The organism is Amycolatopsis sp. cg9 (assembly GCF_041346945.1).
In the GTDB taxonomy this organism is placed as follows: Bacteria; Actinomycetota; Actinomycetes; order Mycobacteriales; family Pseudonocardiaceae; genus Amycolatopsis.
In genome coordinates this window covers 7,066,466-7,092,447 of sequence record NZ_CP166850.1, presented here as the reverse complement: position 1 = coordinate 7,092,447, position 25,982 = coordinate 7,066,466, and the positions used below count along the sequence as shown (strand labels likewise).

The 25,982-nt window shown below is 71.9% G+C and carries 30 protein-coding genes and 1 tRNA gene; 5 read left to right on the top strand and 26 right to left on the bottom strand.

Going from position 1 to position 25,982, the window contains the following annotated elements:
• Positions 1–112: 112 nt before the first annotated feature.
• The 4 genes from yajC to ruvC all read right to left on the bottom strand — a co-directional run bounded on the left by yajC (position 113) and on the right by ruvC (position 2,887).
• Positions 113–517 (bottom strand): preprotein translocase subunit YajC, encoded by a 405-nt coding sequence (gene yajC / locus AB5J73_RS33140; protein ID WP_370962667.1) that lies wholly within the window; start codon positions 515–517, stop codon positions 113–115.
• 119 nt (positions 518–636) lie between these two features.
• Entirely contained in the window at positions 637–1,704 is a 1,068-nt protein-coding gene (gene ruvB, locus AB5J73_RS33135; RefSeq protein WP_370962665.1) for a Holliday junction branch migration DNA helicase RuvB, read from the bottom strand.
• An 8-nt stretch (positions 1,705–1,712) separates the two neighbouring features.
• A complete protein-coding gene (gene ruvA, locus AB5J73_RS33130; RefSeq protein ID WP_370962664.1) occupies positions 1,713–2,306 on the bottom strand; it encodes a Holliday junction branch migration protein RuvA in 594 nt (197 codons plus the stop codon).
• Positions 2,303–2,887, bottom strand: a complete 585-nt coding sequence (gene ruvC, locus AB5J73_RS33125) for a crossover junction endodeoxyribonuclease RuvC (RefSeq protein WP_257925820.1) — start codon at positions 2,885–2,887, stop codon at positions 2,303–2,305. Before ruvC ends, ruvA begins: the two co-directional genes overlap by 4 nt.
• Positions 2,888–2,962: 75 nt before the next feature.
• Between ruvC and AB5J73_RS33120 the strand changes: the two genes are divergently transcribed.
• Positions 2,963–3,403, top strand: a complete 441-nt coding sequence (locus tag AB5J73_RS33120; RefSeq protein WP_370962663.1) for a cupin domain-containing protein — start codon at positions 2,963–2,965, stop codon at positions 3,401–3,403.
• Here the strand turns inward: AB5J73_RS33120 and AB5J73_RS33115 are convergent.
• The 5 genes from AB5J73_RS33115 to AB5J73_RS33095 form a co-directional block, all read right to left on the bottom strand.
• Positions 3,400–3,951, bottom strand: a complete 552-nt coding sequence (locus tag AB5J73_RS33115) for a DUF4262 domain-containing protein (protein WP_370962662.1) — start codon at positions 3,949–3,951, stop codon at positions 3,400–3,402. The two genes, AB5J73_RS33120 and AB5J73_RS33115, sit on opposite strands and share 4 nt — an antisense overlap.
• Before the next feature lie 86 nt (positions 3,952–4,037).
• Positions 4,038–4,793, bottom strand: a complete 756-nt coding sequence (locus AB5J73_RS33110; protein WP_160696230.1) for a YebC/PmpR family DNA-binding transcriptional regulator — start codon at positions 4,791–4,793, stop codon at positions 4,038–4,040.
• A gap of 41 nt (positions 4,794–4,834) precedes the next feature.
• Positions 4,835–5,455: a pyridoxal 5'-phosphate synthase glutaminase subunit PdxT gene (gene pdxT / locus AB5J73_RS33105; protein WP_370962660.1), complete on the bottom strand. Its 621-nt coding sequence runs from the start codon at positions 5,453–5,455 to the stop codon at positions 4,835–4,837.
• 153 nt (positions 5,456–5,608) lie between these two features.
• On the bottom strand, positions 5,609–5,929 hold the full coding sequence (locus tag AB5J73_RS33100) for an AzlD domain-containing protein (protein ID WP_370962658.1): 321 nt from the start codon (positions 5,927–5,929) through the stop codon (positions 5,609–5,611).
• Positions 5,929–6,621, bottom strand: a complete 693-nt coding sequence (locus AB5J73_RS33095; protein ID WP_370962657.1) for an AzlC family ABC transporter permease — start codon at positions 6,619–6,621, stop codon at positions 5,929–5,931. The genes AB5J73_RS33100 and AB5J73_RS33095 overlap by 1 nt, the downstream gene beginning before the upstream one ends.
• A 67-nt stretch (positions 6,622–6,688) precedes the next feature.
• Here AB5J73_RS33095 and AB5J73_RS33090 point away from each other — a divergent pair, with 67 nt between their 5' ends.
• The gene (locus AB5J73_RS33090; RefSeq protein WP_370962656.1) at positions 6,689–7,252 is read left to right on the top strand and encodes a helix-turn-helix domain-containing protein; all 564 of its coding nucleotides are present in this window, start codon (positions 6,689–6,691) and stop codon (positions 7,250–7,252) included.
• A gap of 22 nt (positions 7,253–7,274) precedes the next feature.
• Entirely contained in the window at positions 7,275–8,192 is a 918-nt protein-coding gene (locus AB5J73_RS33085) for a toll/interleukin-1 receptor domain-containing protein (protein WP_370962654.1), read from the top strand.
• Positions 8,193–8,262: 70 nt separating this feature from the next.
• Here AB5J73_RS33085 and pdxS read toward each other — a convergent pair whose 3' ends face one another.
• The 3 genes from pdxS to AB5J73_RS33070 all read right to left on the bottom strand — a co-directional run bounded on the left by pdxS (position 8,263) and on the right by AB5J73_RS33070 (position 11,730).
• A complete protein-coding gene (gene pdxS, locus AB5J73_RS33080; RefSeq protein ID WP_370962653.1) occupies positions 8,263–9,183 on the bottom strand; it encodes a pyridoxal 5'-phosphate synthase lyase subunit PdxS in 921 nt (306 codons plus the stop codon).
• 90 nt (positions 9,184–9,273) lie between these two features.
• Entirely contained in the window at positions 9,274–10,257 is a 984-nt protein-coding gene (locus tag AB5J73_RS33075) for a DUF5937 family protein (protein WP_370962651.1), read from the bottom strand.
• A 30-nt stretch (positions 10,258–10,287) separates the two neighbouring features.
• Positions 10,288–11,730: an FAD-binding oxidoreductase gene (locus AB5J73_RS33070; RefSeq protein ID WP_370962650.1), complete on the bottom strand. Its 1,443-nt coding sequence runs from the start codon at positions 11,728–11,730 to the stop codon at positions 10,288–10,290.
• 130 nt (positions 11,731–11,860) lie between these two features.
• Here AB5J73_RS33070 and AB5J73_RS33065 point away from each other — a divergent pair, with 130 nt between their 5' ends.
• Positions 11,861–13,969 (top strand): elongation factor G-like protein EF-G2, encoded by a 2,109-nt coding sequence (locus AB5J73_RS33065; protein ID WP_370962649.1) that lies wholly within the window; start codon positions 11,861–11,863, stop codon positions 13,967–13,969.
• Positions 13,970–14,028: 59 nt separating this feature from the next.
• Here AB5J73_RS33065 and AB5J73_RS33060 read toward each other — a convergent pair whose 3' ends face one another.
• The 14 genes from AB5J73_RS33060 to AB5J73_RS32995 all read right to left on the bottom strand — a co-directional run bounded on the left by AB5J73_RS33060 (position 14,029) and on the right by AB5J73_RS32995 (position 25,081).
• A complete protein-coding gene (locus AB5J73_RS33060) occupies positions 14,029–14,532 on the bottom strand; it encodes an XdhC family protein (RefSeq protein WP_370962648.1) in 504 nt (167 codons plus the stop codon).
• A 13-nt stretch (positions 14,533–14,545) separates the two neighbouring features.
• Positions 14,546–14,815, bottom strand: coding sequence for a hypothetical protein (locus AB5J73_RS33055; protein ID WP_370962647.1), 270 nt, complete (start codon positions 14,813–14,815; stop codon positions 14,546–14,548).
• A 32-nt stretch (positions 14,816–14,847) separates the two neighbouring features.
• Positions 14,848–15,105, bottom strand: a complete 258-nt coding sequence (locus AB5J73_RS33050) for a hypothetical protein (RefSeq protein ID WP_370962646.1) — start codon at positions 15,103–15,105, stop codon at positions 14,848–14,850.
• Positions 15,102–15,362 carry a hypothetical protein gene (locus tag AB5J73_RS33045; RefSeq protein ID WP_370962645.1) on the bottom strand — a complete coding sequence of 87 codons (261 nt, stop codon included), beginning with the start codon at positions 15,360–15,362 and terminating at the stop codon, positions 15,102–15,104. The genes AB5J73_RS33050 and AB5J73_RS33045 overlap by 4 nt, the downstream gene beginning before the upstream one ends.
• A gap of 10 nt (positions 15,363–15,372) precedes the next feature.
• Positions 15,373–15,855, bottom strand: coding sequence for an NUDIX hydrolase (locus AB5J73_RS33040; protein WP_370962644.1), 483 nt, complete (start codon positions 15,853–15,855; stop codon positions 15,373–15,375).
• Positions 15,852–16,997: a glycosyltransferase family 4 protein gene (locus AB5J73_RS33035; protein WP_370973412.1), complete on the bottom strand. Its 1,146-nt coding sequence runs from the start codon at positions 16,995–16,997 to the stop codon at positions 15,852–15,854. The genes AB5J73_RS33040 and AB5J73_RS33035 overlap by 4 nt, the downstream gene beginning before the upstream one ends.
• Before the next feature lie 18 nt (positions 16,998–17,015).
• The gene (locus AB5J73_RS33030) at positions 17,016–17,933 is read right to left on the bottom strand and encodes a phosphatidylinositol mannoside acyltransferase (RefSeq protein ID WP_370962643.1); all 918 of its coding nucleotides are present in this window, start codon (positions 17,931–17,933) and stop codon (positions 17,016–17,018) included.
• A complete protein-coding gene (gene pgsA / locus AB5J73_RS33025) occupies positions 17,930–18,556 on the bottom strand; it encodes a phosphatidylinositol phosphate synthase (RefSeq protein WP_370962642.1) in 627 nt (208 codons plus the stop codon). Before pgsA ends, AB5J73_RS33030 begins: the two co-directional genes overlap by 4 nt.
• Positions 18,557–18,645: 89 nt before the next feature.
• The gene (locus AB5J73_RS33020) at positions 18,646–19,167 is read right to left on the bottom strand and encodes a MarR family winged helix-turn-helix transcriptional regulator (protein ID WP_370962641.1); all 522 of its coding nucleotides are present in this window, start codon (positions 19,165–19,167) and stop codon (positions 18,646–18,648) included.
• Between the two features lie 63 nt (positions 19,168–19,230).
• Positions 19,231–19,773, bottom strand: a complete 543-nt coding sequence (locus AB5J73_RS33015) for an HIT domain-containing protein (protein ID WP_370962640.1) — start codon at positions 19,771–19,773, stop codon at positions 19,231–19,233.
• Entirely contained in the window at positions 19,770–21,797 is a 2,028-nt protein-coding gene (gene thrS / locus AB5J73_RS33010) for a threonine--tRNA ligase (RefSeq protein WP_370962639.1), read from the bottom strand. The genes AB5J73_RS33015 and thrS overlap by 4 nt, the downstream gene beginning before the upstream one ends.
• Before the next feature lie 132 nt (positions 21,798–21,929).
• Positions 21,930–22,544 carry a malonic semialdehyde reductase gene (locus AB5J73_RS33005; protein ID WP_370962638.1) on the bottom strand — a complete coding sequence of 205 codons (615 nt, stop codon included), beginning with the start codon at positions 22,542–22,544 and terminating at the stop codon, positions 21,930–21,932.
• Between the two features lie 195 nt (positions 22,545–22,739).
• Positions 22,740–24,266, bottom strand: coding sequence for a sugar transferase (locus AB5J73_RS33000; protein WP_370962636.1), 1,527 nt, complete (start codon positions 24,264–24,266; stop codon positions 22,740–22,742).
• Between the two features lie 743 nt (positions 24,267–25,009).
• A tRNA-Val gene (locus AB5J73_RS32995) sits at positions 25,010–25,081 on the bottom strand.
• 392 nt (positions 25,082–25,473) lie between these two features.
• Here AB5J73_RS32995 and AB5J73_RS32990 point away from each other — a divergent pair.
• Positions 25,474–25,899 carry an SsgA family sporulation/cell division regulator gene (locus AB5J73_RS32990; protein ID WP_033293569.1) on the top strand — a complete coding sequence of 142 codons (426 nt, stop codon included), beginning with the start codon at positions 25,474–25,476 and terminating at the stop codon, positions 25,897–25,899.
• The last annotated feature ends 83 nt before the right edge of the window (positions 25,900–25,982 follow it).

Sequence of the window (25,982 nt, the reverse complement as noted above, 5' to 3'; positions counted from 1 at the left end):
GCGGACACGCACGCAGCACCGAGACACTACTCGGTGCTGCGTGAGCCCGGCGTTGCAGGCCACACCGACTTTCGTCGGGGCTTTCGCCGCGTGCCCGGGAGCGAGCGCGGGGTTACTTCTTGCCGTGCTCCAGCGGCGGCGCCACCTGCGCGGTGGTCTGCGGCTCTTCGGTCTTGACGCCGGCGTCCGACTCGATGATCGACTCCTCGGCGGGGGCCGCCACCTCGTCGGCGGTGTCCTCGTCGGTCTCGACGACCGGCTCGACCTTCTCGCGGACCGCGAGCCGCAGCCAGGTGGTGACGACGCCGGGCGCGATCTCGATGTCGATCGTGGTGTCGCCGGTGGCGTCGGCCACGGTGCCGTAGAGACCCGAGGTGGTCATCACGCGGTCACCGGGCGCCAGGCTGCTCTGCAGTTCCTGCTGCGCGGCCTGCTGCTTCTTCTGCTTCCGCGTGCTCATCACCAGCGGCACGGCGAGGACGAGCACGAGCAGCAGGGGCAGCAATAGCTGTTGCATGATTCTCCGTTCGACGGACACCGGGCCCAGCCGAAATGTCCGGTTTTTGGGTATGTGCTCCTGTCAAGTGTGCCAGGTACCAGCGCGGACGCCAGCACCCACCCGCCGGTTCCGGCCGCTCAGTCCTGCTCGAACGGCGAGAGCCCGCCCGGGTCGGGGCGCCCCGGGTGGTCGGCGGGCGGCACCAGGCCGAGGTGCTCCCAGGCGGCCGCCGTGGCGACCCGGCCCCGCGGGGTGCGGGCGAGCATACCGGCGCGCACGAGGTAGGGCTCACACACCTCTTCCACGGTCGTCGCCTCCTCCCCCACGGCGACCGCGAGCGTCGAAATGCCCACCGGCCCGCCACCGAACGACCTGGTCAGCGCGGTGAGGACGGCGCGGTCGAGCCGGTCGAGGCCGAGCTCGTCGACGTCGTAGACGGCCAGCGCGGCGCGGGCGACCGCGAGGGTCACCTTGCCGTCCGCGCGGACCTCGGCGTAGTCGCGGACGCGCCGCAGCAGCCGGTTCGCGATCCGGGGCGTGCCCCGCGAGCGGCCGGCGATCTCCTGGCAGCCGTCGCGGTCGATCGGGATGTCGAGGATCGTCGCGGCGCGGCGGACGACCAGCTCCAGCTCGGTGTCGGTGTAGAACTCCATCTGGCCGGTGAAGCCGAACCGGTCGCGCAGCGGCCCGGTCAGCGAGCCCGACCGCGTGGTCGCCCCGACCAGCGTGAACGGCGCGATTTCGAGCGGGATGCTGGTGGCGCCCGGACCCTTGCCGACCACGACGTCGACCCGGAAGTCCTCCATCGCGAGGTAGAGCATCTCCTCGGCCGGGCGGGCGATCCGGTGGATCTCGTCGATGAACAGGACGTCGCCGGGCGCGAGGTTGGACAGCATCGCGGCGAGGTCGCCGGCCCGTTCGAGGGCCGGGCCCGAGGTGATCCGGATGGCCGCGCCGAGCTCGGCCGCGACGATCATCGCCATTGAGGTCTTGCCCAGCCCGGGCGGGCCGGAGAGCAGGACGTGGTCGGGCGGCACACCGCGGCGGCGGGCGCTCTCCAGCACCAGCTCCAGCTGCTCGCGCACGCGCGGCTGGCCGACGAACTCGTCGAGCTTGCGCGGCCGCAGGGTGCCCTCGACGTTTTCCTCGCCGGTCTGGGCCCACGCCGAGAGGGCCTCGTCTTCCTCCACGGCTTCATACTCCACGGCCCGGCCTACCGTTTCCGGCCGAGGGTGGCCAGTGACGCGCGCAGCACGCTGGCCGTCGTGTGGCCGTCACCGTCGGCGAGCACCTTGTCGACGGCCTGCTCGGCCTGCTTCGCCGGGAACCCGAGCCCGGCCAGCGCCTCGACGACCTCGGCCCGCAGCGCGCCGGGCGCGGTGGTGGCCGGCGCGTCGCCGGAGCCGAGGGCGGTGACCTTGTCGCGCAGTTCGAGGGTGAGCCGTTCGGCGCCCTTGCGGCCGATGCCGGGCACCGACGTGAGCACCGTGATGTTGCCTTCGACCAGGGCGCCGCGCAGTTTGTCGGGGTCGAGCACGGCGAGGGTGGCCAGCGCGAGCCGCGGCCCGATCCCGGACACCGTCTGCAGCAGCCCGAACAGCTCGCGCGCGTCGGCGTCGGCGAACCCGAACAGCGTCAGCGAGTCTTCGCGCACGACCAGCGCGGTGTGCAGCCGGGCTTCTTCGCCGCGGCGCAGGGTCGCCAGCGTCGCCGGGGTGGCCTGCACGGCGAAGCCGACCCCGCCGACCTCGACCACGACGTGGTCCAGCCCGACCGAGAGGACTTCTCCGCGTACCGACGAGATCATCGTGCTGCTCCTGGGTTCTTCGCCTGCTTCGCCGCGGCGGCGAGGCGGGCCTTGTGGGTGCGGGCCATTTCGGCGGCGCGGGCTTCGGCCTCGGCGAGCCGCGCGCGCATCGGCTCCCGCCAGAGGTGGCAGATGGCCAGCGCGAGGGCGTCCGCGGCGTCGGCGGGGTGCGGGGCGACTTCGAGGTTGAGCAGCCGCATCACCATGGCGGTGACCTGCGCCTTGTCCGCGCGGCCCGACCCGCTGACGGCGGCCTTGACCTCGCTGGGCGTGTGGAACACGACGGGCAGGCCGCGGCGCGCGGCCGCGAGCGCGACCACCCCGCCCGCCTGCGCGGTGCCCATCGCCGTCCGGACGTTGTGCTGGGCGAACACGCGCTCGACCGCGACGGCGGCCGGCTTGTACTTGTCCAGCCAGCGTTCGACCTCGTCGGAGATGCCGAGCAGCCGGTGCGCCAGGTCGGCGTCGGGCGGCGTCCGCACCACGTCGACGGCGACGCAGCGGACGGCCCGGCCCTTGCCGCCGTCGACCACCCCCAGGCCGCACCTGGTCAGACCGGGGTCGACCCCGAGCACCCGCACCCGCTTTTCCCTCCGCCGCGAACATCCGTTCGAGTTCGCAGGCTACTGGGCGCGGGGTGCGGCAGGATGGGTGACATGCCGGAGCCGTCGGATTTCGTCACCCACCTGGGTCTTCAGCCGCTGCCCGTCGAAGGGGGGCGGTGGGCGCAGAGCTGGCGATCGGACACCGGGTCCGCGATCTACTACCTGCTCGTCGCGCCCGAGTTCTCCGCACCGCACCGGCTGGACCGGGTCGAGGTGTACGCGCACCACGCGGGGGCGCCGGCCGCGATGCTGCTGCTGCACCCGGACGGCTCGGTGGAGCGGCCGGTGCTGGGAACCGACGTCGCCGCCGGCGAGCGCCCGCAGGTGGTCGTGCCCGCCGGGACGTGGCAGGCGACCGTGACCCGGGGTGTGTGGAGCTTGCTGGGGACCGTCGTCGTGCCGCCCTACACCGACGACTGCGTGGAGTTCGCGGCCGCGGCGGACCTGGCGCTGCGGTACCCGGAAGCGGCCGCCGACCTGCGGAAGTTCTAAGGGCCGTCGACGCCGGGGGTCCAGCTTTCGGGGTCGCCGCTCTCGGTCAGCACCGGCTGCCACCGCGCGAAGCCCTCGGGCGCGTCCGGGTGCCAGGGGAACTTGCCCTCCGGCGTCGCGACGATCAGCTGCAGGGCCGGGAAGTCGCCGTCCGGGTAGATGAGGAACGCGGTGCCGAAGTACTCGGGGTAGTGCCCCTTGTTGACCCGCTCGAGGACGACCGGGACGCCGTCGAAGAAGTCGTCGTAGCGCCGGCCGACCTCGAAGATCTCACCGTTGGCCGCGCGGTCGACGTAGGCGTCGAGCAGGACCGCGCCCATGTGGTCCGGCAGCCCGATGACGACGGCCTCGGGCACGTGGTGCAGCGCCCACGCGCAGGCGGTGAAGCAGTAGCCGGCCCCCTCGTCGTCCGCGGCGACGGTGACGACGGCGTTCCCGCGTTCCTTCGCCTGCCCCTCGATCCATTCGACCAGACGCTGTTCGTCGGGCGTCAGTTCGGCGGCGAGATCGGCGGAGGCGGCGGGGGTCGTCGAGGTCACGGCGCACATTCTGCCTGACAAGCTCCCGAGAGCCCAGTGCCCGGGCCGGAAAGTTTCCGGCCCGGGCCCGAATGCGTTGCGGTGACGGGGAAAACTCAGCCGACTTCGGCGAGCACCTCGTCCGACACATCGAAGTTCGCGTAGACGTTCTGGACGTCGTCGCAGTCCTCGAGGGCGTCGATGAGCTTGAAGACCTTCTTCGCGCCGTCGGCGTCCAGGGGGACGCTGACCGACGGGAGGAACGTCAGTTCCGCCGACTCGTACTCGAAGCCGGCCTCCTGCAGCGCCTTGCGCACCGGGACCAGGTCGCCGCCCTCGGAGACGATCTCGAAGCTCTCGTCGAGGTCGTTGACCTCTTCGGCGCCCGCGTCCAGGACCGCCATCAGGACGTCGTCCTCGGTCGCGTCACCCTTCGGCATGATCACGACACCCTTGCGGGTGAACATGTAGGCGACCGAACCCGGGTCGGCGAGGGAGCCGTTGTTGCGCGTGAGCGCGGTGCGGACCTCCATCGCGGCGCGGTTCTTGTTGTCGGTCAGGCACTCGATCAGCACGGCCACACCGTTGGGGCCGTAGCCCTCGTACGTGATGTTCTGCCAGTCGGCGCCGCCCGCCTCTTCACCGGCGCCGCGCTTGCGGGCGCGCTCGATGTTGTCCTGCGGGACCGAGTTCTTCTTCGCCTTCTGGATGGCGTCGTAGAGCGTCGGGTTGCCATCCGGGTCGCCACCACCGGTGCCCGTGCGGGCGGCCACCTCGATGTTCTTGATCAACCGCGCGAAGAGCTTGCCGCGCTTCGCGTCGAGGTTGGCCTTCTTGTGCTTCGTGGTGGCCCACTTGGAGTGGCCGCTCATCTCTCCTCCATCTGTTCCGTACCCCGGCCGGGCACCGCGTCTCAGGCTGCCTTCCGCACGAGGTCGACGAACAGCCGGTGCACCCGCACGTCGGGCGTCAGTTCCGGGTGGAACGCGGTCGCCAGCACCGCCCCTTGCCGGACCGCGACGATCCTAGCGGTCTCGTCCGCCACGCCGGGCACGCCGCTGACCGTGGCCAGCACCTCGACGCCGTCCCCGGCCTTCTCGACCCACGGCGCCCGGATGAACACCGCGCGCACCGGCCCGCCCTCGACCTCGGCGAAGTCGAGGTCGGCCTCGAAGGAGTCGACCTGCCTGCCGAAGGCGTTGCGCCGGACGACGACGTCGAGCCCGCCGAGCTGCTGCTGGTCGGGCCGCCCGTCGAGGGTCTGCCGCGCCAGCAGGATCATCCCCGCGCACGAGCCGAAGGCGGGCATGCCCTCGGCGATCCGCGCGCGCAGCGGCTCGAGCAGCTCGAACGTCTCCAGCAGCCGCGACATCGTGGTCGACTCGCCACCGGGCAACACCAGACCGTCCACTTCGGACAGCTCGGCGGCGCGGCGCACGGGCACGGCCCGCGCCCCGGCTTCGGCCAGCATGGCGACGTGCTCGCGCACGGCACCCTGCATGGCGAGCACACCGATGACCGGTTCCGACGACACCCGACCTCCCGAAAGACCTTCCCACCAGCCTAGACGCACTCCCCCACCACCGTCCCGGCAGGCCAGCCCCGTCCCGCCCCCGACCGTCGTGAAAGGGTCGTTCACCGCGTCCGACGACAGGAAAGAGTCGTTCACGTCATCGGTGCGCTCCGGTCAGGGGATCCCGGCCAGGCGCAGGAGGGCCGCCGTCGCCGCGGCCGCGACGACCACCAGCGCGAACGGCGCCTTCCGCCACGCCAGCACCCCTGCCACGAGCACCCCGGCCGGCCGGGCGAAGCCCGCGAACCCGTGCCCTTCGGTCAGCGCGCTGACCGCGACCAGCGCCGCGAGCAGCACCACCGCCGCCAGCGCCATCAGCCGCTGGGCCTTCGGCGACAGCTTCACCCGGCTGCGCAGCACCGGCCCGGCGAACCGGAAGGCGAACGTCCCCAGCGCCAGCACCACCGTGCCGGCCAGCAGCTCCACGCCGTCCATCAGCGCGCCTCCTGCAGCTCGGGCTCTTTGGCGGCGACGCCGGCCAGGACCCCCGCCAGCGCCAGCAGCACCGGCAGCCCCGCGGGCAGGAACGGCGTGGCGGCCAGCGCGACCACCACCCCGGCCAGCACCGGCAGCCGCGCCGCCCGGTCGCGCAACGCCGGCAGGACCAGCGCCAGCAGCACCGCCGGGAACGCCGCGTCCAGGCCGAAGACGTCGGTGTCGCTGATCGCCGTGCCCGCGAACGCGCCCGCGACCACGCCGAGGTTCCAGCAGGCGAACAGGCCGATCCCGCACACCCAGTAGGCCGCCCGGCGCTGGTGCGCCTCGCGCTGGGCCAGCGCGAACGCGACGGATTCGTCGATCATCAGGTGGCTGCCCACGAGCCGGCCGGGCCACCGCTTGCCCAGGACGTCCCCGATCGCGAACCCGAACGGCAGGTGCCGCGCGTTGGCCAGCAGCCCGGCCAGCACGGCGGCGAACGGGTTGCCGCCGGCCGCCACGATCCCGATGAACATGAACTGGGACGCCCCGGCGAACACCAGGAGCGACATCAGCATCGGCAGCCACAGCGGGAAGCCCGAACTCACCGCGATGGCACCGTAGGACACGCCCACGAGACAATCGGCGACGCAGACCAGGCCGATGTCCCGGGCGAGGCCCCGGTCGAGTGTTCGCCACATCGAACGCATGTGTTCTATAGTGAACACCCGGCCGATGTTCGTCAAGATGAACAGACAGACCGATGGAGCGAACGGAATGGCACCAGCACCCACGGGCGCACCCCTCGACATCATCGCCGCGTCGCTGCGCCGCGAGCGCACCCGCGCCGGGTTGTCCCTGACCGAGGTCGCGAAGCGCGCCGGCCTGGCCAAGTCGACGCTGTCGCAGCTCGAATCCGGCACCGGCAACCCCAGCGTCGAGACGCTGTGGGCCCTCGGCGTCGCCCTCGACGTGCCGTTTTCCCGGCTGGTCGAGCCGGAGCGCCCGAAGGTGCGGGTGGTCCGCGCGGGCAAGGGCCCGACGGTGTTCGCCGAGCACGCCGACTACGCGTGCACGCTCCTCTCGGCGTGCCCCACCGGCGCCCGCCGCGACATCTACGTCGTCCGCGGCGAACCGGGCACCCCGAGGCGCTCCGACCCGCACATGACGGGGGTGGTCGAGCACATCGTGCTCTGCGCGGGCCGGGCGCGCGTCGGGGTGTCGGACGAGCCGGAGGAGCTCCTGCCCGGGGACTACATTTCTTACCCGGGGGACGTGCCGCACATCTTCGAAGCCCTGGAGCCGGGGACGTACGGCGTCGAGATCTCGGAGTACGTCTAGCCATACTGCCGATCGGAGAGATTTGGGCGCGGATCTGTTCATTTCGTACGCGCGGACCTCGGACCCGCACCGGGAGTGGGTACGCCTGCTCGCCGCCCACGTGAAGGCGCTGGGGTACGACGTCCTCGTCGACGCCGACGTCGACTACGGCGACAGCCTGACCGGTTTCATGCGGCGCGTCACCGAAGCCGCGCATGTGCTCCTGATTGTCGATGAAAACTACGTCGAACGCGCGGACACCCTGCCGACTTCCGGCGTCGGAACGGAGAATCGCTGGATCTCCGAGGTCTACGGCGACCGTCCACCGACATGGCTCTCCGTGCTGTTCAAGGACAACCTCGGCAAGCGGCTTCCCGCTTGGCTGGCGGACAAAGAACCGAAGGGGTTCCCGTTCGACCACGATGAGTCGACGGACAACTTCCCCGGCTCGGAACAGGTCGAAGACCTCTGGCGCTGGATCGAGGGACTGCCGGCGAACCGCGACAACGCTACGCCGATCGCCACTCTGCGCGAGCGTGCGGCGCGCCTTGAGAGACATGCGCTGAGGTGCGACCTCTCGCAGTACCGGAGCCCTGCGCTAACGGGACGGACCTGCTTCAGGTTCGCCGACGCGTCCGAGAAGGTGTTCCGCTGGGGCCTGGGCACAGCTGAATTCGCCTTCAGCGTCAGCGGATGCGGGGCCGACTCGATCTATGTGTACAAAGACCCGATCAAGGCCGTGGGGGTGGTCAGATCCGCGGAATTCGACGATTCGGACTTGGCGCAGCACCTCACGCCGGGACGCACTATCGTCGCCCGAGTCGGGCAGATCGTGGTCCTCATGAACAACGACGGCAAGCTTGCTGTGGTCGAAATCCTGGACGTGCAGCGAGAGCAGACCGAAGGCCCCTACATCGCGCCGCACGTCACCTTCACCTGGCGAGTCGTCGAGGTCTCGTAGCCCTGACGCGAGACAGCGAGAAGCCCCGGAGCCGATCGGCCCGGGGCATCTCGTCGTCGGTCGACCTAGCTCACCAGCCGCGCTCGGCCAAGCGGTGCGGCTCCGGGAGCTCCTCCACGTTGATGCCCACCATCGCCTCACCCAACCCGCGCGACACCTTCGCCAGCACGTCCGGGTCGTCGTAGAACGTCGTCGCCTTGACGATCGCCTCGGCGCGCTGGGCCGGGTTGCCGGACTTGAAGATCCCCGAGCCGACGAAGACGCCCTCGGCGCCGAGCTGCATCATCATCGCCGCGTCGGCCGGGGTGGCGATGCCGCCCGCCGTGAACAGGACCACCGGGAGCTTGCCGGCCCGCGCGACCTCGCGCACCAGCTCGTACGGCGCCTGCAGCTCCTTGGCCGCGACGAACAGCTCGTCCTCGGGCAGCGAGGTCAGCTTCCGGATCTCGGCGCGGATCTGCCGCATGTGCGTGGTGGCGTTGGAGACGTCGCCGGTGCCGGCCTCGCCCTTGGAGCGGATCATGGCCGCGCCCTCGGTGATCCGGCGCAGGGCCTCGCCGAGGTTGGTCGCGCCGCAGACGAAGGGGACGGTGAACGCCCACTTGTCGATGTGGTTGGCGTAGTCGGCCGGGGTCAGGACCTCGGACTCGTCGATGTAGTCGACGCCGAGGGACTGCAGGACCTGCGCCTCGACGAAGTGGCCGATGCGGGCCTTCGCCATGACCGGGATCGAAACGGCCTCGATGATGCCGTCGATGAGGTCGGGGTCGCTCATCCGGGCGACGCCGCCCTGGGCGCGGATGTCGGCGGGCACGCGCTCGAGCGCCATCACCGCGACCGCGCCGGCGTCTTCGGCGATCTTGGCCTGGTCGGCGGTGACCACGTCCATGATCACGCCGCCCTTGAGCATCTCGGCCATGCCGCGCTTCACCTTGGCGGTGCCGGTGACGGACTGGACGGTGCCACTGGGGGTGGTCTGCTGCTCGGACACGACGGGGCCTTTCCACAAGGAGAACGGGAGGTGACGAGTCCGAGCGTAGGTCGGCGGTGGACCCTTCAAGCAGGCCAGTGCGCGGCTATCTCAGCAGTCCACTTCCGGCACGCCGCCGACCAGGACTTCCGCCGCCCGGGTGCGTGCGTAGAGCACGTGACGTCCGGCACGGTGGCCGCTGACCAGGCCCGCGGCCTTGAGGGCGCCGAGGTGCTGGGACACCGCCCCGGCGCTCAGCCCGGTCCGGCGGGCCAGCTCCGCGGTCGACGCCGGCGCGGCGAGCTCGGTCAGCAGCATCGCCCGGCCGCGGCCGACGACCCCGGCCAGCGCGGCGGGCGCGGCGGCCGTGCCGGTCTCCCACAGCGTCGCGATCCCGCGCGGCGGGTAGCGCAGCACCGGCTGCCACCGCGGGTCGGTCTTGGAGAACACCCGCGGCCAGACGAACGCCGACGGCACGAGCACGAGCCCACGCCCGTCCAGCGGTACGGCGGCGTGCAGGTGGCGGTGCGCGACCGTGAGCGTGCCGCCCTCCCAGCGGACCAGCGGGGTGAGGTCGTTGAACAGCTCGGCCGCCCCGCCCTGGGCGAGCAGCCGCGAGCGGTGCAGCACGTCGGCTTCGAGCAGCGCCCGGATCCGCGGCCAGTCGGGCGCCAGCACGAGGTCCCAGTACCGCTCCATGACCGTGGCGAGCCGCTCGAGGCCGGCCTCGGGGTCGCGGTGGAAGCGGTTCAGCGCCGGCGACCGCGGCCCGGCCATCGCGTCCAGCTCGCGCCGGACCAGGCGGGCGGGGACGTCGCGCAGGTCGGCGAGCTCGTCGGCCAGGTCGGGCAGGGGTGTCGCGGGCGTGCCGGCCAGGAAGCCGGGCAGGTGCCGCAGCGGGACGAGGTCGCGCAGCAGCCCGATGTCCAGGCCGGCCCCGTCGAGCGCCGCGGTGGCGCGCTTGACCCACGGCAGGTGCAGCGCGTGCGCGCCCGGCTGGTTGAGGACCCGGACGCTCGCGACTATCTCCCACGCCGGGGAGAACGCGAACCGGGTGTGCGCCAGGTCCTCTGTGGAGAATGCCAGATCGAGCACGCGCTGCCTCTCTGCGGAATTCCGCGCAGTCTAAGTCGCTCCGATGTGGACAGTCGAGCGGGGCTCGGAGAGTCCTTGCGGGAAAGCGAAGATTCCTCGCGGGTCGTACTTCCGGGCGACCGCGCGCAGCCGCGGCAGGTTCACCCCGTAGTACGCCTCGGCCCAGTCCGGCAGCTCCGGGTCGAGGTAGTTGACGTACCCGGTGGTGCCGAACTCCGGGCCGAGCCCGTCGCGCACCGCGGCGAGCGCCCGCCGCGCCCCCGCTTCACCGCCGTCCGCGGGTGCGGCGCCGTGCAGGAACTGGAAGCTGGCCAGCGCGCCGCGGTGCGGGAACGCCGTCTCGCGCGCGCCGACGCGGGCGATCGCGCCGCCGGCGGAGTCGATGAGCGTGCCCACGCCCGGATCGCGGACCAGCGCCTCGACGACCGCGGCCGGGTCGGGGGCGGCCCGCAGCAGCATCCGCGACGTCCCGACGTACGCCGCGCGCGCCGCGGCCGCCCCGGGCCGGGACTCCGGCTCGTCGAACGACCGCATCGCGCTCAGGTGGTCCAGCACCCGTGTGCCCCGCTCGGCGGGCGGCGTGCCGACGCGGCGGACCAGGTCGTCGAGCAGCTCCTTCAGCCGGGATTCGGGGCCGAGGAAGGTGCCACTGGCGACGGCGGTGACCGCGTCGATGTTCACCCCGCACCACAGCTCGTCCGGCGTCGACGGCAGCCACTCCTGCCACGCGGCGAACAACCCGGCCTGGGTGCCGTCCGGGAAAGTGAGCTTGAAGGTGGTGACGTCCGCGATCGGCACCGTCCGGAACGTGAAGCCGGTGACGATCCCGAAGTTGCCGCCGCCTCCGCCGCGCAGCGCCCAGAACAGGTCCGGCTCCGCCGAGCGGGACACCGTGCGCGCCCGGCCGTCGGCGGTGACGATCCGCGCCGCCTCCAGGTGGTCGCACGTCAGCCCGTACTTCCGGTCGAGCAGGCCGACGCCGCCGCCGAGGGCGAGCCCGGCGATGCCCACCGTGTCGCAGCTGCCCGCCGGGAGCACCCGCCCGGCCGCGGCGAGCGTCGTGGCGATCGGCCCCAGCCGGGCACCGGCGCCGATCACCGCGCGGCCGTCCGGGCGCACTTCGACGCCCGAAAAGCGGCTCAGGTCCACGACGATCCCGCCGTCCACTGTGGAATAGCCGGGGTAGCCGTGCCCGCCGCTGCGGGCCGCGACGGGCAGCCCGTGCCGGGCCGCGAAACCGGCGGCCGCCTGGACGTCTTCGACGCGCGCGGCGCCGACCACCGCGGCCGGCACCCGGTCGTCGTACATCGTGAAGAAACCCTGCTTGGCCTCCGGGTAGCCCGGGTCGCCCGGGCGGAACAACGGCCCCGAGAGCCGCTTCCGGAGCCGCTCCCAGTCGTCCGGGGGCGGCCACCCCGCCAGGCCCGCCACCGGCACCGCTCCGGAAACCCGCAAGAAAGCCCGCCCGTCCACGTCACTCCCGCTGCCCCGTATCCCCCCGGGCATTCGGCTGGTCCCGGGGGCCCTGCCTTGCCGTGACCAGGGTAGCGGGTGTGTGATCGAGGACACATCCCGTACACCAGCCGTTCGCCGAGGAGTCGTCATGGCAGACAAACAAGCCAAGAACGCCGACACCGGGGCCGCCGTCGCTGTGGACGACCCCGCGAAGGTCCGCAACGTCGTGCTCGTCGGCCCGTCCGGCTCGGGGAAGACGACCCTCACCGAGGCCCTGCTCGCCGCCTCCGGCACGGTGCCGCGCGCGGGTTCGGTCGTCGACGGGACCACGGTGTGCGACCACGACCCCGCGGCGGTCCGCCAGCAGCGCTCGGTCGGCCTCTCGGTCGCACCGGTGCTGCACCAGGGCCACAAGATCAACCTGATCGACACGCCGGGGTACGCGGACTTCGTCGGGGAGCTGCGGGCCGGGCTGCGCGCGGCCGACGCGGCGCTGTTCGTCGTCAGCGCCGCCGAAGGGGTGGACGCGGCGACGATCGCGGTGTGGGAAGAGTGCGCCGCGGTCGGGATGCCGCGCGCGGTCGTCGTCTCCCGGCTCGACCACCACCGGGCCGACGCGATGGCCGAGATCGCCGCCTGCCGGGCCGCGTTCGGCGACGGCGTGCTGCCGCTGTACCTGCCCGCCGGCGACGGCCTGGTCGGGCTGATCACGCAGCGGTACTTCGACTACTCCGGCGGGCCACCGCCCGAGATCGGCGAACCCGACCCGGCGGAGCTCGAACGGATGGCCGAGGCCCGCAACGAGCTGATCGAAGGGGTGATCGCCGAGAGCGAGGACGAGTCCCTGATGGACCGCTACCTCGCCGGGGAGGAGATCGCCGAGGAAACCCTCATCGCCGACCTGGAAACCGCGGTCGCGCGCGGCTCCTTCCACCCCGTCATCCCGGTCTGCGCGACCAGCGGGATCGGCCTGACCGAGGTGCTCGACGGGATCGTCCGCGCGTTCCCCTCGCCGCTGGAGCACCAGCCGCCCGACGTCACCACGCCCGACGGCGGGACGCACGCCGCCATCACCGCCGACCCCGCGGGCCCCCTCGCCGCGGAGGTCGTCCGGACGGCGGTCGACTCCTACGTCGGCCGGGTGTCGCTGGTCCGGGTGTTCTCCGGGACGCTGCGCCCCGAGCGACCGGTGCACGTGTCCGGGCACGGCCTCGCCGAACGCGGCCACGAGGACCACGACGCCGACGAGCGCGTCGCGCACCTCTACTCCCCACTCGGCGCGAACCTGCGGGAAGTGCCCTACTGCGTCGCGGGCGACCTGTGCGCGCTGACGAAGGTCGGCTCGGCCGAAACCGGCGACACCGTCTCCTCCCCCGACGACCCGCTGCTGATGGAGCCGTGGGCGATGCCGGAACCGCTGCTGCCGGTGGCGGTGGTCGCGAAGACCCGCAGCGACGAGGACACCCTCGCCCGCAACCTCTCCCGGCTGGTCGCCGGCGACCCGACGCTGCGGCTGGACCGCAACGCCGAGACCGCCCAGCTGGTGCTGTGGTGCATGGGCGAGGCCCACGCCGACGTCGTGCTGTCGCGGCTGCGGGCGGGCGGCGCGGACGTCGACACCGAACCGGTGAAGATCAGCCTGCGCTCGACGTTCGCCAAGCCGGCCAAGGGACACGGGCGGCACGTGAAGCAGTCCGGTGGGCACGGCCAGTTCGCCGTCTGCGACATCGAGGTCGAACCGCTCCCGCGCGGCGGCGGGTTCCAGTTCGTCGACAAGGTCGTCGGCGGCTCGGTGCCCCACCAGTTCATCCCGAGTGTGGAGAAGGGCGTGCGGGCCCAGCTGGAGCGCGGGCTGGCCGACGGGCACCCGGTGGTCGACGTCAAGGTGACGCTGGTCGACGGCAAGGCGCACAGCGTCGACTCCTCGGACGCGGCGTTCCAGACGGCCGGGGCGCTGGCGCTGCGGGAGGCTGCGGCGAGCGGGCACATCACGATGCTCGAGCCGTTGGAGGAGGTGGCGATCCGGCTCCCGGACGAGCACCTCGGCACGGTGCTGGGCGACCTGTCGTCCCGGCGCGGCCGGGTCCTGGGCACCGAGGCCGGAGAAGGCGGCCGCACGGTGATCCGCGCGGAGGTCCCGGCCACGGAGCTGGTGCGGTACCTGATCGACCTGCGCTCGATGACCTCGGGCACGGCGACGTTCACCCGCCGCCACGCCCGCTTCGAGCCGATGCCGGAAGGGATGGCGGTCCACTGAACCGGTTGTGAGTGGGAAACAGGGTTCCAACCCTGTTTCCCACTCACGACCGGAGCACGTCAGAAGTCGAAGCCGCCCGGGCGGCCGTTGCGGTCGGCCAGCAGGCCGGCGAGCGTCGCTACGGCGATCTCCGGCGGCGTGCGCGAGCCGATGTTCAGCCCGACCGGCCGGTGCACGCGGGCGATGTCGGAGTCGGGCACGCCCAGTCCCTGCAGCGCGGCCACGTGCGGACCGGGGTGCCGCGGGTTGCCCAGCACGCCGATCCAGCGCGGGTTCCCGCCGAGCGCGGCCTTCAGCACCTCGCCGAGCTCCGGCCGGTGGTGGTCGGTCACCACGACGTCCGCCGTGCCGTCCAGCGGCGGCAGCGTCGTGCCCGCCTCGACGCCCTCGGGCCCGTCGGTCGCCCGCGCGGGGTCGGGCTCGTACAGCGCGACGTGGTAGCCCAGCTCCCGCGCGAACGTCAGCAGGTGCCGCGAAACCGGCGACGCGAACACCGCCACCAGGGTCCGCGCGTCCGGGTCCGGCGCCGCGGTGCCGTGGGCGACGTCGCAGGTCTCACTCATGCCGCCCAGTCTGTCAGCCGCCGCCCTGTTCGCCCACCGTCACGCGGAACTGCCACACGTCCGTCTTGCCCTTCACGAGCACCAGGTACCCGTCGGTCACGCGCAGCACGACCCGGTTCCGCGGCGACGACGGCCGCGGCGGCCGGTGCTGCTTGGCCAGCAGGTACGCCTCCCCGAACGCGGTGTCGCGGTCGGCGTACCCCGCCGCGTCGGCGACGCCCCAGCCCCGGCCGTCGCCCGTGCCGCCCTGCTCTTCGATGACCACCCACCACGTCGATGCCATGCCGCTCCGACGCGGCGGCGCCCGCGGTGGTTTCAGATCTCTTCGAGCACGCTGAGCCGGAAGTGGAACGTCGAGGTCCGGCCCTCGACGATCACCAGGTACCCGCCGGCGCCGCGCAGGACCTTCCGCGACTTCGGCGACCACGGGTAGACCGGCTGGTACTCCCGCGCGAGCTGCTCCGCCCCGGCTTCGGCGGCGGCCTGGTCGGCGTAGGGGAACGTCTCCGACAGCGACCAGCTCCGGCCGTCACCGGCACCGCGCTGCTCCTCGACCACCACCCACCAGCTCACGCCGGCTCCGGCACGGTCTCGCCGAGCGTGACGCGGAAGTGGAACGTCGCGGTCCGGCCGGCCGCGATGACGAGGTAGCCGTCGCCGACCCGCAGCACCTTCCGCTCCTTGACCGCCGACGGGTGCACCGGCCGGTGCTCGAACGCGAGCCGCCGCGCCACCTCGTCGGCGTGCTCCCGGTCCCCGCCCGCCGGCTTGGTCTTGGTGACGTTCCAGGTGCGTGCGTCCCCGCCGCCGTGCTGTTCTTCGACGACCACCCACCACACGTCAGACCTCCGGCTCGGCGAACTCGAAGTACTCCGGCAGCGGCGCCGTGCCCGCGAGCTTGAAGTACCGGACCTTGCGCCGCCGCCGCAGCCGCAGCGTGTCCCGGACGGCGTCGTTGTGGACGCGGCGGGCGATCACCACCCGGTGCTCGGCGTCGGTGAGCTCCTCGGCCAGCTCGGCGGGCAGGCCCGCCCGGTCGACGCGGCTCAGGAGCAGCGTCAGGTCGTTCTCCTCGGTCTCGCGGTCGGCGCGCGGGGCCGCTTCGGCGCGTTCGGCCGACGTCCGCAGCCCCGTGTCGCCCAGCACGACCGCGACCGCGCGCGCCACCACCGCCCGCCGGGCCAGCGCCGCGTCGAGGGCGGCCCAGCCCGCGTCCGTCCGGACGTGCAGCCGGTCGAGCCGGTTCGCCGTCGCCACCAGGAACAGCCCGCCCGCCACGACGACCAGTGCCAGCAGCGGCAGCAGCCACGCGAGCACGCTCACCGGGCGAACTCCCGCTCCGGCGCCGCTACCCGCCGCGGATCGGCGGCGATCGCCGTCTCGTAGACGCGCAGCACCTGGGTGGCCACCACCGACCAGTCGAACACCGTCACGTGCTCCCCCGCCGCCGCGGCCAGCGACGCCCGGCGCGCCGGGTCGCCGAGCAGCTCGCGCAGGCCGTCCGCGAGCGCCCCGGGGTCGCCGGTCGTGGCGAGCATCCCGGCGTGGCCGTCGTCGAGCACCCGCCGGAACGAGTCGAGGTCGCTGGCCAGCACCGGGGTGCCCGCCGCCATGGCCTCGGTCAGGATCATCCCGAAGCTCTCGCCACCGGTGTTGGGCGCGCAGTAGACGTCGACGCTGCGCAGCGCGCTGGCCTTCACGTCGTCGTCGGCCTGCCCGAGCAGCTCGAGGTGCGGCGCCAGCTCCGGGCCGGCGTCGCGGCGCAGCTGGTCCTCGTCCCCGCGGCCGACGACGACCAGCCGCAGGTCTTCGAACTCCGGGAGGATCCGCCGCAGCGCCTCCAGCAGCACGCCCATCCCCTTGCGCGGCTCGCCGAAGCGGCCGACGAACCCGACCGTCCCGCCGGCCCGCGGGTAGCCCGGCAGCGGCGTGGCGGAGGAGAAGAACTCGACGTCGACGCCGTTGGGGATCTCCACGGCGTCGCCGCCCGCGTGCTCGACCTGGACCCGGCGGGCGAGCGCGGACACCGCGATCCGCGCGGTGATCTTCTCCAGGAGCGGCCGCAGCACCGGCTGGAAGGCCGACAGCGTCCGCGAGCGCGTGGTCGCGGTGTGGAAGGTCGCCACGATCGGGCCGTCGGCGATGAGCAGCGCGAGCAGCGAAAGGCTCGGCGCGGCCGGTTCGTGCAGGTGCAGGACGTCGAAGTCGCCCTCGCGGATCCAGCGGCGCACCCGGGCGTAGGACACCGGACCGAACTGCAGCCGCGCGACCGAGCCGTTGTACGGGATGCCGAGCGCCTTGCCCGCCGGGTGGACGAACGGCGGCAGGTCGGCGTCGTCGTCGGCGGGGGCGAGCACGGAGACGTGGTGCCCGCGGGCGAGCAGGGCCTTCGTCAGGTCGATCACGTGGCCCTGGACCCCGCCGGGCACGTCGAACGAGTAGGGGCAGACGATCCCGACCCGCAGCGGGCGCGCGGCCACGCCTCAGCTCGCTTCTTCGAGGCTGACCCGCTCGCCGGCCTCGAGGTCGGCGGGCCAGAACTTCTGCAGCATGTGCCAGTCGGCCGGGTGCGCGGCGATGTCGCCGGCGAAGATGTCGGCGAGCGCCTGCGTGGCGGCCGGGACCTCGGCGCGCGCGGTGACGCGGATGCGCGGGTGCAGCCGGATCTGCCAGCCGTCCTCGGTGAACCAGCAGCCGGCCGGGATCAGCGCCGCGCCGGTCGTGGCGGCCAGCCGCGCCGGGCCGCCCGGGAAGCGGGCTTGCTCGCCGAAGAACTTCACCGGGACGCCACTGGTGGTGAGGTCGCGGTCGCCGACCAGGCACACGGCCTTGTTCTCGCGCAGCCGCTTCAGCAGCACGCGCATCGCCGAGCTGTCGCCGGTCAGCGGCACGATCTCGAAGCCGAGCGACTCGCGGTACTCGACGAACCGGCGGTAGAGCGACTCCGGCTTCAGGCGCTCGGCGACGGTGGTGAACCCGCCGAGGTAGTCGGCCAGCCAGACGCCGGCGATGTCCCAGTTGCCGCTGTGCGGCAGCGCCATCACCGCGCCGTTGCCTTCGGCCAGCGCCGCGTCCAGGTTCTCGACGCCGGTGATGGAGGCCGCGACCTTCTCGCTGACCTCCTTCTGGTCCATCGACGGCAGCCGGAACGTCTCGTGCCAGTACCGGGCGTACGAGCGCATCGCGCGCCGGGTCAGCTCGTCGAGCTCGACCGGGTCGGCCTGCGGGACGACGCGGGCGAGGTTGGCGCGCAGCTGCCGCACGCCCCCGCCGTCGCGGCGGACGGCGAGGTCGGCGCCGAGCGAGAACACCGTGCTGCCGAACCCGGCGGGCAGCCAGCCGGCCAGCCGCCACCCGGCGGAGTAGCCGAACGCGCTGAGCCGTTCCGACAGCTTGCTCATGCCGGTTGCTCCCCCGCCGCGGCCTCGCGGGCCGCCTTCGCCACGGCCGCGAAGCGCTGCAGCAGGGTGATGACCGACAGGACGGCCAGCAGCCAGAGCGTCACGTCCACGGTGTACGGGATGCCGAAGCCGTGCAGGCCGGTGCCGACCAGTGCGATGATCAGCCGCTCGGCGCGTTCGACGAGCCCGCCGTCCACCGGCAGGCCGGAGGCGTCGGCGCGGGCCTTGACGTAGGAGATGACCTGGGCGAGCACCAGGCACAGCAGCGCCGCGGCGGCGGCCGGGTGGTTGTCGTCGACGACGAAGCACCACCAGGCGATGGCGGCGAAGAGCGCGCCGTCGACCAGCCGGTCGCAGGTGGCGTCGAGCACCGCGCCGAACGGGGTGCCGTAGCCGCGGGCGCGGGCCATGGCGCCGTCGAGCAGGTCGAGCATGGCGAAGCCCCACACCGTGAAGGTGCCCCAGAGCAGGTAGCCGTTCGGGAAGAAGGCCAGGGCGCAGATGACGGCGCCGGCGGTGCCGAGCACGGTCATCGCGTTCGGGGTCAGCCCGGCGCGGACCAGCGCCTGGCCGATCGGATCGGTGACGCGGGAAACGGAGGCACGCGCGAAGATGTTGAGCATCGGTTCGTCAGAGGCACCTGGCTACGAGGGTCGGGTGGGCGAATGCAGCCTATCCACCCGGTACCGCGGCACCGACGCGCCGCCCCGACTCAGCCCGATTTCGAGAGTTCGCTCTCGTGCTCCCGCGCTTCTTCGGCGGCCTGCGCGGCGGCGCACTTCGGCGAGAGGCGCTGCCGGATCGCGGCGCTGATTTCCCCGAGCGCGGTGACCTGCTCCGGCGTCAGCGGGTCGAAAAGGCTCTCGCGGACGGCCTCGACGTGCCCGGGCGCGGCCGCTTCGAGCGCGGCGAAGCCCTCCTGCGTCAGAACGGCCCACGCGCCGCGCTTGTCGGTCGGGCAGGCCTCGCGGCGCACCCAGCCGTTGGCTTCCAGCCGGGCGACGGCGTGCGAGAGCCGGCTGCGCGACGCCTGCCGCGCGTCGGCGAGCTCGCTCATCCGCAACCGGCGGCCGGGTGCTTCGGAGAGCGAAACGAGGACTTCGTAGTAGGTGTGCGGCATGCCCGAGTCGTGCTGCAGCTGGCCCTCGAGGTGCGCGCTGAGCATGCGGGTGGCCGCGTTGAACTCACGCCAGACGCGCTGCTCGTCGTCGCTGAGCCATCGGGTTTCGGACATAACCCCATCATACCCTCGGTTGAACACTCAATCAGGGTTTGCCGGTTACGGCATTCGAGCGTTTCACCAAGCGTCGGCCAGCAGGTCCCGCGTTTCGCCCAGCAATTGCGGGAGCACCTTCGTCTGCCCGAGCACCGGCATGAAGTTCGCGTCCCCGCCCCACCGCGGCACCAGGTGCTGGTGCAGGTGCGCCGCGATGCCCGCGCCCGCGATCACGCCCTGGTTCAGGCCGATGTTGAACCCGTGCGCGCCCGACACCGCGCGGATCACCTTCATCGCGTGCTGGGTGAACTCCGCGACCTCGCGGGTCTCCTCGACCGTCAGCTCGGTGTAGTCCGCGACGTGCCGGTACGGCACCACCATCAGGTGCCCGGGGTTGTACGGGTACAGGTTCAGCACCGCGTACACCGTCTCGCCGCGCGCGACGATCAGCCCCGTTTTGTCGTCCAGCGAAGGGATGCGGCAGAACGGGCAGCCGGTGTCTTCGTCGCCGTCCGGTTTGTCCTGGCCCTTGATGTAGGCCATCCGGTGCGGGGTCCAGAGGCGCTGGAACGCGTCCTGGACCCCGACGCCCTGCTGCTCGACGAGCTCGGGACCGTCACTCACCGAACGACCGTCTCCAGCGCCTCGGCCGACGGCGACGCGTTCTCGCGGCGCTCGACCCACTCCGCGATCGCCTCGACCGCCTTGGCCACCGGCACGCCGTTGATCTGGCCGCCGTCGCGGAAGCGGAACGACACCGCGCCGGCCTCGACGTCCTTCGCGCCGGCCAGCAGCATGAAAGGCACCTTCTGCGTGGTGTGCGTGCGGATCTTCTTCTGCATGCGGTCGTCGCTCGCGTCGACCTCGGCGCGGATCCCCTTGGCGCGCAACGCCTTCTCGATGCCCTGGAGGTGCTCGACCTGGTCGGCGGTGATCGGGATGCCGACCACCTGCACCGGCGCGAGCCACGCCGGGAACGCGCCCGCGTAGTGCTCGGTCAGCACGCCGAAGAACCGCTCGATCGAGCCGAACAGCGCGCGGTGGATCATCACCGGGCGCTGGCGGGAACCGTCCGGCGCGGTGTACTCGAGCTCGAACCGCTTGTTCTGGTTGAAGTCCAGCTGGATGGTCGACATCTGCCAGGTGCGGCCGATGGCGTCCTTCGCCTGCACGGAGATCTTGGGGCCGTAGAAGGCGGCGCCGCCCGGGTCCGGGACCAGCTCGAGGCCGGAGTCGACGGCGGCCTGCCGCAGCGTCTCGGTGGCCTCCTCCCACTCCCAGTCCTCGCCGATGAACTTGTCGGAGTCCCCGCGGGTGGACAGCTCGAGGTAGAAGTCGGAAAGGCCGTAGTCGGCGAGCAGGTCGAGGACGAACTTCAGCAGCGACCGCAGCTCGCCCGGCATCTGCTCCTTGGTGCAGTAGATGTGCGAGTCGTCCATCGTCAGGCCGCGCACGCGGGTGAGGCCGTGCACCACGCCCGACTTCTCGTAGCGGTAGACGGTGCCGAACTCGAACAGCCGCAGCGGCAGCTCGCGGTAGGACCGCCCGCGCGAGCGGAAGATCAGGTTGTGCATCGGGCAGTTCATGGCCTTGAGGTAGTAGTTCTCCTCGTCGAACTGCACCGGCGGGAACATCGTGTCCGCGTAGTACGGCAGGTGGCCGGAGGTGTGGAACAGCTCGCCCTTGCTGATGTGCGGGGTGTTCACGAACTCGTAGCCGGCCTCTTCGTGGCGGCGGCGCGAGTAGTTCTCCAGCTCGCGGCGGATGATGCCGCCCTTCGGGTGGAACACCGGCAGGCCCGAGCCGATCTCCTCCGGGAAGGAGAACAGGTCGAGCTCGGCGCCGAGCTTGCGGTGGTCGCGGCGCTCGGCCTCGGCGATGCGCTCGAGGTGGGCGTCCTGCGCCTCGGTGGATTCCCACGCGGTGCCGTAGATCCGCTGCAGCTGCGGGTTCTTCTCGCTGCCCCGCCAGTACGCGGCGGCGACGCGGGTCAGCTTGAACGCGGGGATGAACTTCGTGGTCGGCACGTGCGGACCGCGGCAGAGGTCACTCCAGACACGTTCCTTGGTGCGCGGGTCGAGATTGTCGTAGATGGTGAGCTCGCCCTCGCCCACCTCCATGACCTCCGAGGTGTCCACTTCGGACTTGAGGTCGACCAGTTCGAGCTTGAACGGCTCGTCCGCGAGCTCCTTCTTGGCCTCGTCGACGGAGTCGAAAACGCGCCGGGAGAACTGCTGGGCGCCCTTCACGATCTGTTTCATGCGCTTTTCGAGCGCCTGGAGGTCCTCCGGGGTGAACGGAGTGTCGACGGCGAAGTCGTAGTAGAAGCCGTCTTTCACCGGCGGGCCGATGCCGAGCTTGGCGTCCGGGAATTGCTGCTGGACGGCTTGGGCGAGCACGTGGGCCGCCGAATGGCGGATGACGCTGCGCCCGTCCTCGGTGTTCGCGGCGACCGGCTCGACCTCGGCGTCGGCCTCGGGGGCCCAGGCGAGGTCGCGCAGCTTCCCCTCGGCGTCGCGCACGACGACGATCGTGTCCTCGCCCTTGGTCGGCAGGCCGGCTTCGCGGACCGCCGCGCCCGCCGTAGTGCCCGCCGGTACCACCACACGGGAGGCGGCCACGGGGGAAACGGGGGGCGACTGGGACACGATCGGCTCCTCAAGCTGGAGTGACAAAGACGACCCCGTCGATGCTAGTCGGCGGCTCGCGGGCGCCTCACGCGCGTCCGGGAACGCGGAACGGGCCGCTCCGGGTGCCCGGAGCGGCCCGCCCGACCGGCGTCAGAGGGTCTCGACGACCTGGTCGAAGTCCAGCCGCGGCAGGCGGTCGAACCACGGGTTCTCGCCCGGCTTGCCGACGTTGACGACGACCAGCGAGCGCCACTTCTTGTCCGCGAAGAACTCGTCGTCGACGCCCTGGGCGTCGAAGCCGGTCATCGGGCCGGCGGCCAGGCCGGCGGCGCGGACGCCGATGATGAAGTAGCCGACCTGCAGCAGCGAGTTGAGCTTCGAGAACTCGACGCGGCCCTGCTCGTCGGAGAAGTTGTCCTTGACCTGCGGGGCGTGCGGGAAGACCTGCGGGATGTTTTCGTGGAAGTCGACGTCCGCGGCGAGCACGACGGTCAGCGGCGCGGCTTCGGTCTTGTCCCGGTTGCCCGGGGCCAGGTGCGGCAGCAGGCGGGCCTTCGCCTCGGCGGTCCGGAGCACCAGCGCGCGCAGCGGCTGGGTGTTCATCGACGTCGGGGCCCACTTGACGAGGTCGTAGATCGCGCGGACCTGCTCCTCGGTCACCGGCTCGGAGCTGAAACTGTTGGCCGTGCGGGCCTCGCGGAAGAGGAGGTTCTGGACGTCCGCGGGGACCTGGAGGCCTTCGGTCTGCTCGGCAAAGGTGGTCATGGGGCTGGGTTCCTTCCGTTGGTCGGTACCCGGTGCAACTAGGTTGAGCGTTGAACTATTTCGCGTTCAACCAGTTGCGTGGATCACAGCCGGGAGCGACCGGCAGTCACCCGATCGAGTACCTGGAACGGACACGGCCGCCGACCCCCTCCAGCGGGGTCGGCGGCCGTGGTGCGCAGCGCGCGGCGGGTCGGGTCAGTAGGCGCCCTGGCCGCCCATCACCGCGCGGAAGGTCTTCCAGAGGATCACCAGGTCCAGCGCCAGCGACCAGTCCTCGACGTAGCGCAGGTCGAGCCGGATGCTCTCCGCCCACGTCAGGTCGCTGCGGCCGCTCACCTGCCACAGGCCGGTGAGCCCCGGCTTCACCAGCAGCCGGCGGCGGGCGTCGGGCGCGTACTGCGCCGTCTCCTCCGGCAGCGGCGGGCGCGGGCCGACGAGCGACATCTTCCCGGACACGACGTTGAACAGCTGGGGCACCTCGTCGAGCGAATACCGGCGCAGGAAACCACCCACGCGGGTGATCCGCGGGTCGCGCTTCATCTTGAACAGCGGGCCCGCGCCCTCGTTGTCCGCGGCCAGGGCCTGCTTGATCTCGTCCGCGTTGGTGACCATCGTGCGGAACTTCAGCATCGTGAAGGCGGCGCCGTCACGGCCGACGCGGCGCTGGCGATAGATCACCGGGCCGCGGTCGTTCAGCTTGATCGCGAGGGCGATCACCAGCAGCAGCGGCGAGAGCACGGCCAGCAGGAAGGCCGAGCCGCAGCGGTCGACGACCTCCTTCACCACCCGGCGCCCGCCGGTGAACATCGGCGCCGTGACGCGCAGCAGGGGCATCCCGAGCACGCCGGTGACGTTGAGCCGCGGGCCGGCGACCTCCATCAGCACCGGCGCCACGACCATCTCCGCGCCGGTCCCCTCCATGTCCCAGGCCAGCCGCTGCAGGCGCTTCGGCGTCCAGTACTGGTCCGCGGTGATCGCCACGACCCGGTAGCCGCCGCGGCGCACGTGGCGGGACAGCTCCTCGAGCCGTCCCACGACCGGGACGCCGTCGATCTCGCCGCTGTCGCGCTCCTCGCCGTGGCCGCTGAAGGTGCAGGCGGCCTCGACGCGCCAGCCGACGTGCACCTCCGAGCGGGTGCGGGCGATCAGGTCGGCGACCGTCTCCGGGCTGCCCGCGGCCATCACCGGCAGCAGGCAGAGCCCCTTTGCGCGCTTGCGGTGCAGCACCTGGCGCAGCAGGTACCGCTGCGGGAACGCGACGAGCGCGATGGCCGGCACCACGACGAACACCCAGACCTGGACCTCGAGCGCGCCGAACAGCAGACCGCCCAGCGCGACCAGGACGGCGGCGGTGAGGAAGCCCCGGCCCAGGGTGCGGTACTCCTCCGCGCCTTCGCCGAGGACGCGCGGGCTCCAGGCCCGGCTGACCGGCAGCGAGACGAACACGGCGAGCATGGTGCCGAAGGCGTGCATGTCGTGCGGGGCAACGCGATCGATGACGAACGCGCTGATCGCGATCACCAGCAGCGCGATGAACACGTCGCTGCCGATGACCCAGGCTCTGTATCTCGCTTCCCAAGCCGCGGGCAACGCCTTGGGGGACGGCGTCGCGGCCGGCTCCGCCGGGTGCTCGTCCCTCTTGGCGGGACGCGGGATGGCCTGAAGGTCGATGTGCGGCGGTGGCTGGCTCACCGTGTACGAAGGCCGCACCGACTCTTCCATCTGACCTCCCGGGAACAGGATTCGGTTGATCTCACAGGCACGCTGCGTCACCCTTGGTGATTTCGGAGAGTCATCACAACTCGGTTGTCGCGCAGTGCCCGGAGAGGCTTCACACGGCAAGGTATCGGCGACTCTCTCAGCATCGTTACAAGGATTTCCAGCCACATGCTGCGCGTCTTCCCCGCCAGAAAATGGCCGCAAGATAACAAGATGATGACGATGGGTAATAGGGCGTATCCCCGCGAAAATTACAATCCGTAGCCGAAAATGGCGATGCCCGCACCCGGGTGGACCAGGCACCGCCGAACGGCCGAACAGCCCCCGGAAATCTACTGTGGACACTGCGGCCGGGTCGTGGTCCACAGTGGACCAGGGCGGGGCCCGGCCGGCGTCGCGCGGACGACGCGTGCGCGGACGGTTACGTTCGCCACCGGACCGTCACGCACCCCGGTTTTTGTCGCACGTGCCCCGCCGGACCGGGCGCCCGCACGTGCCGAGGATCACAGGAGCCTCCCGTTCGACAGAAATCCGTCGCAGCGACAAGTTGCGGAGGTAGTTCCGGCGCCGCTTCCCGGCCGGGATGCGGGCCGCCCTCGTTGCCGTATACGGCCGATCCGAACGGACCGTTCACTCCGGTTCAGCCGGCCGGCGCCCCGGCGGAGAAAGCCGGGCCGACCTGGGAGCGCGCGAAACGCCGAAGGCCCCGGACGGATTCGTCCGGGGCCTTCGGCGTCGAGCTTCGGTGGGCGATACTGGGATCGAACCAGTGACCTCTTCGGTGTGAACGAAGCGCTCTCCCGCTGAGCTAATCGCCCGCTCGCGGTGTTGCCGAAACTTTAGCGTACGACTTCCGGGCGCCTGCAAACGGGTGGTCCTCGCCGACCACACTCCGCTTACCGGCGAGTACGGAACGAACAACCCCGAGCTAGCCGGGGTTGTCCGGCCCGGGGGCCGCCCGACGCCACGTTCGACATCCGTGCGACGGTGCTATCGCCCGGCGACTAAACCGCGCAGTATGGAGGCGTGGGCCCCCGCGGGGCGCGCGGTCACACGCGCGCCGTGGGGTGGTCACGGACGGCAGACGGGGGCTTCATGAGCCCGGACGGGTGATCTGCGGCGCACCCGCGACGGAACGGGCCTCCTGATGCGTCCCACTGGTGACGCCCTCGGCCGGGCCGGGCCGGGAAGGGAGACGAAGGGTAGGACGATGCGCAACGATCACGTGACGCTCCGCTCGACGGCGGTCTTCGACCTGCTGGCGCCGCGGACTCCCGCGGTTCCGGTCAAGGTGGAGCTGCGCTACGACACACGCGACCCGTACGCGGTCGTCGCCGCCTTCCGCACCGGCCGCGCCGGCTGGGTCGAGTGGGTGTACGCACGCGACCTCCTCGCGGACGGCCTCCTGGCCGACGCGGGTGACGGGGACGTCCGCATCCGCCCGTCCGTCGAAGACCCCGAGTCCGTGCTGATCGAGCTGAACTCGCCGTCCGGGCACGCCATGTTCGAGGCCTCGGCCCAGGAGCTGGCCGACTTCCTCGACCGCACGTACGACGTCGTCCTCCCGGGCAACGAGCACCTCTGGGTCGACGTCGACGACGCCCTCACGCACCTCATCCCCCACGATCTGGCCTGATGACGGGCTTGCAACGGCGGAGTGACACCCCGGTGTCGCCGCCGTTTTCGGGGTCCGATATGGTTTTCCCACACCACGGCGAC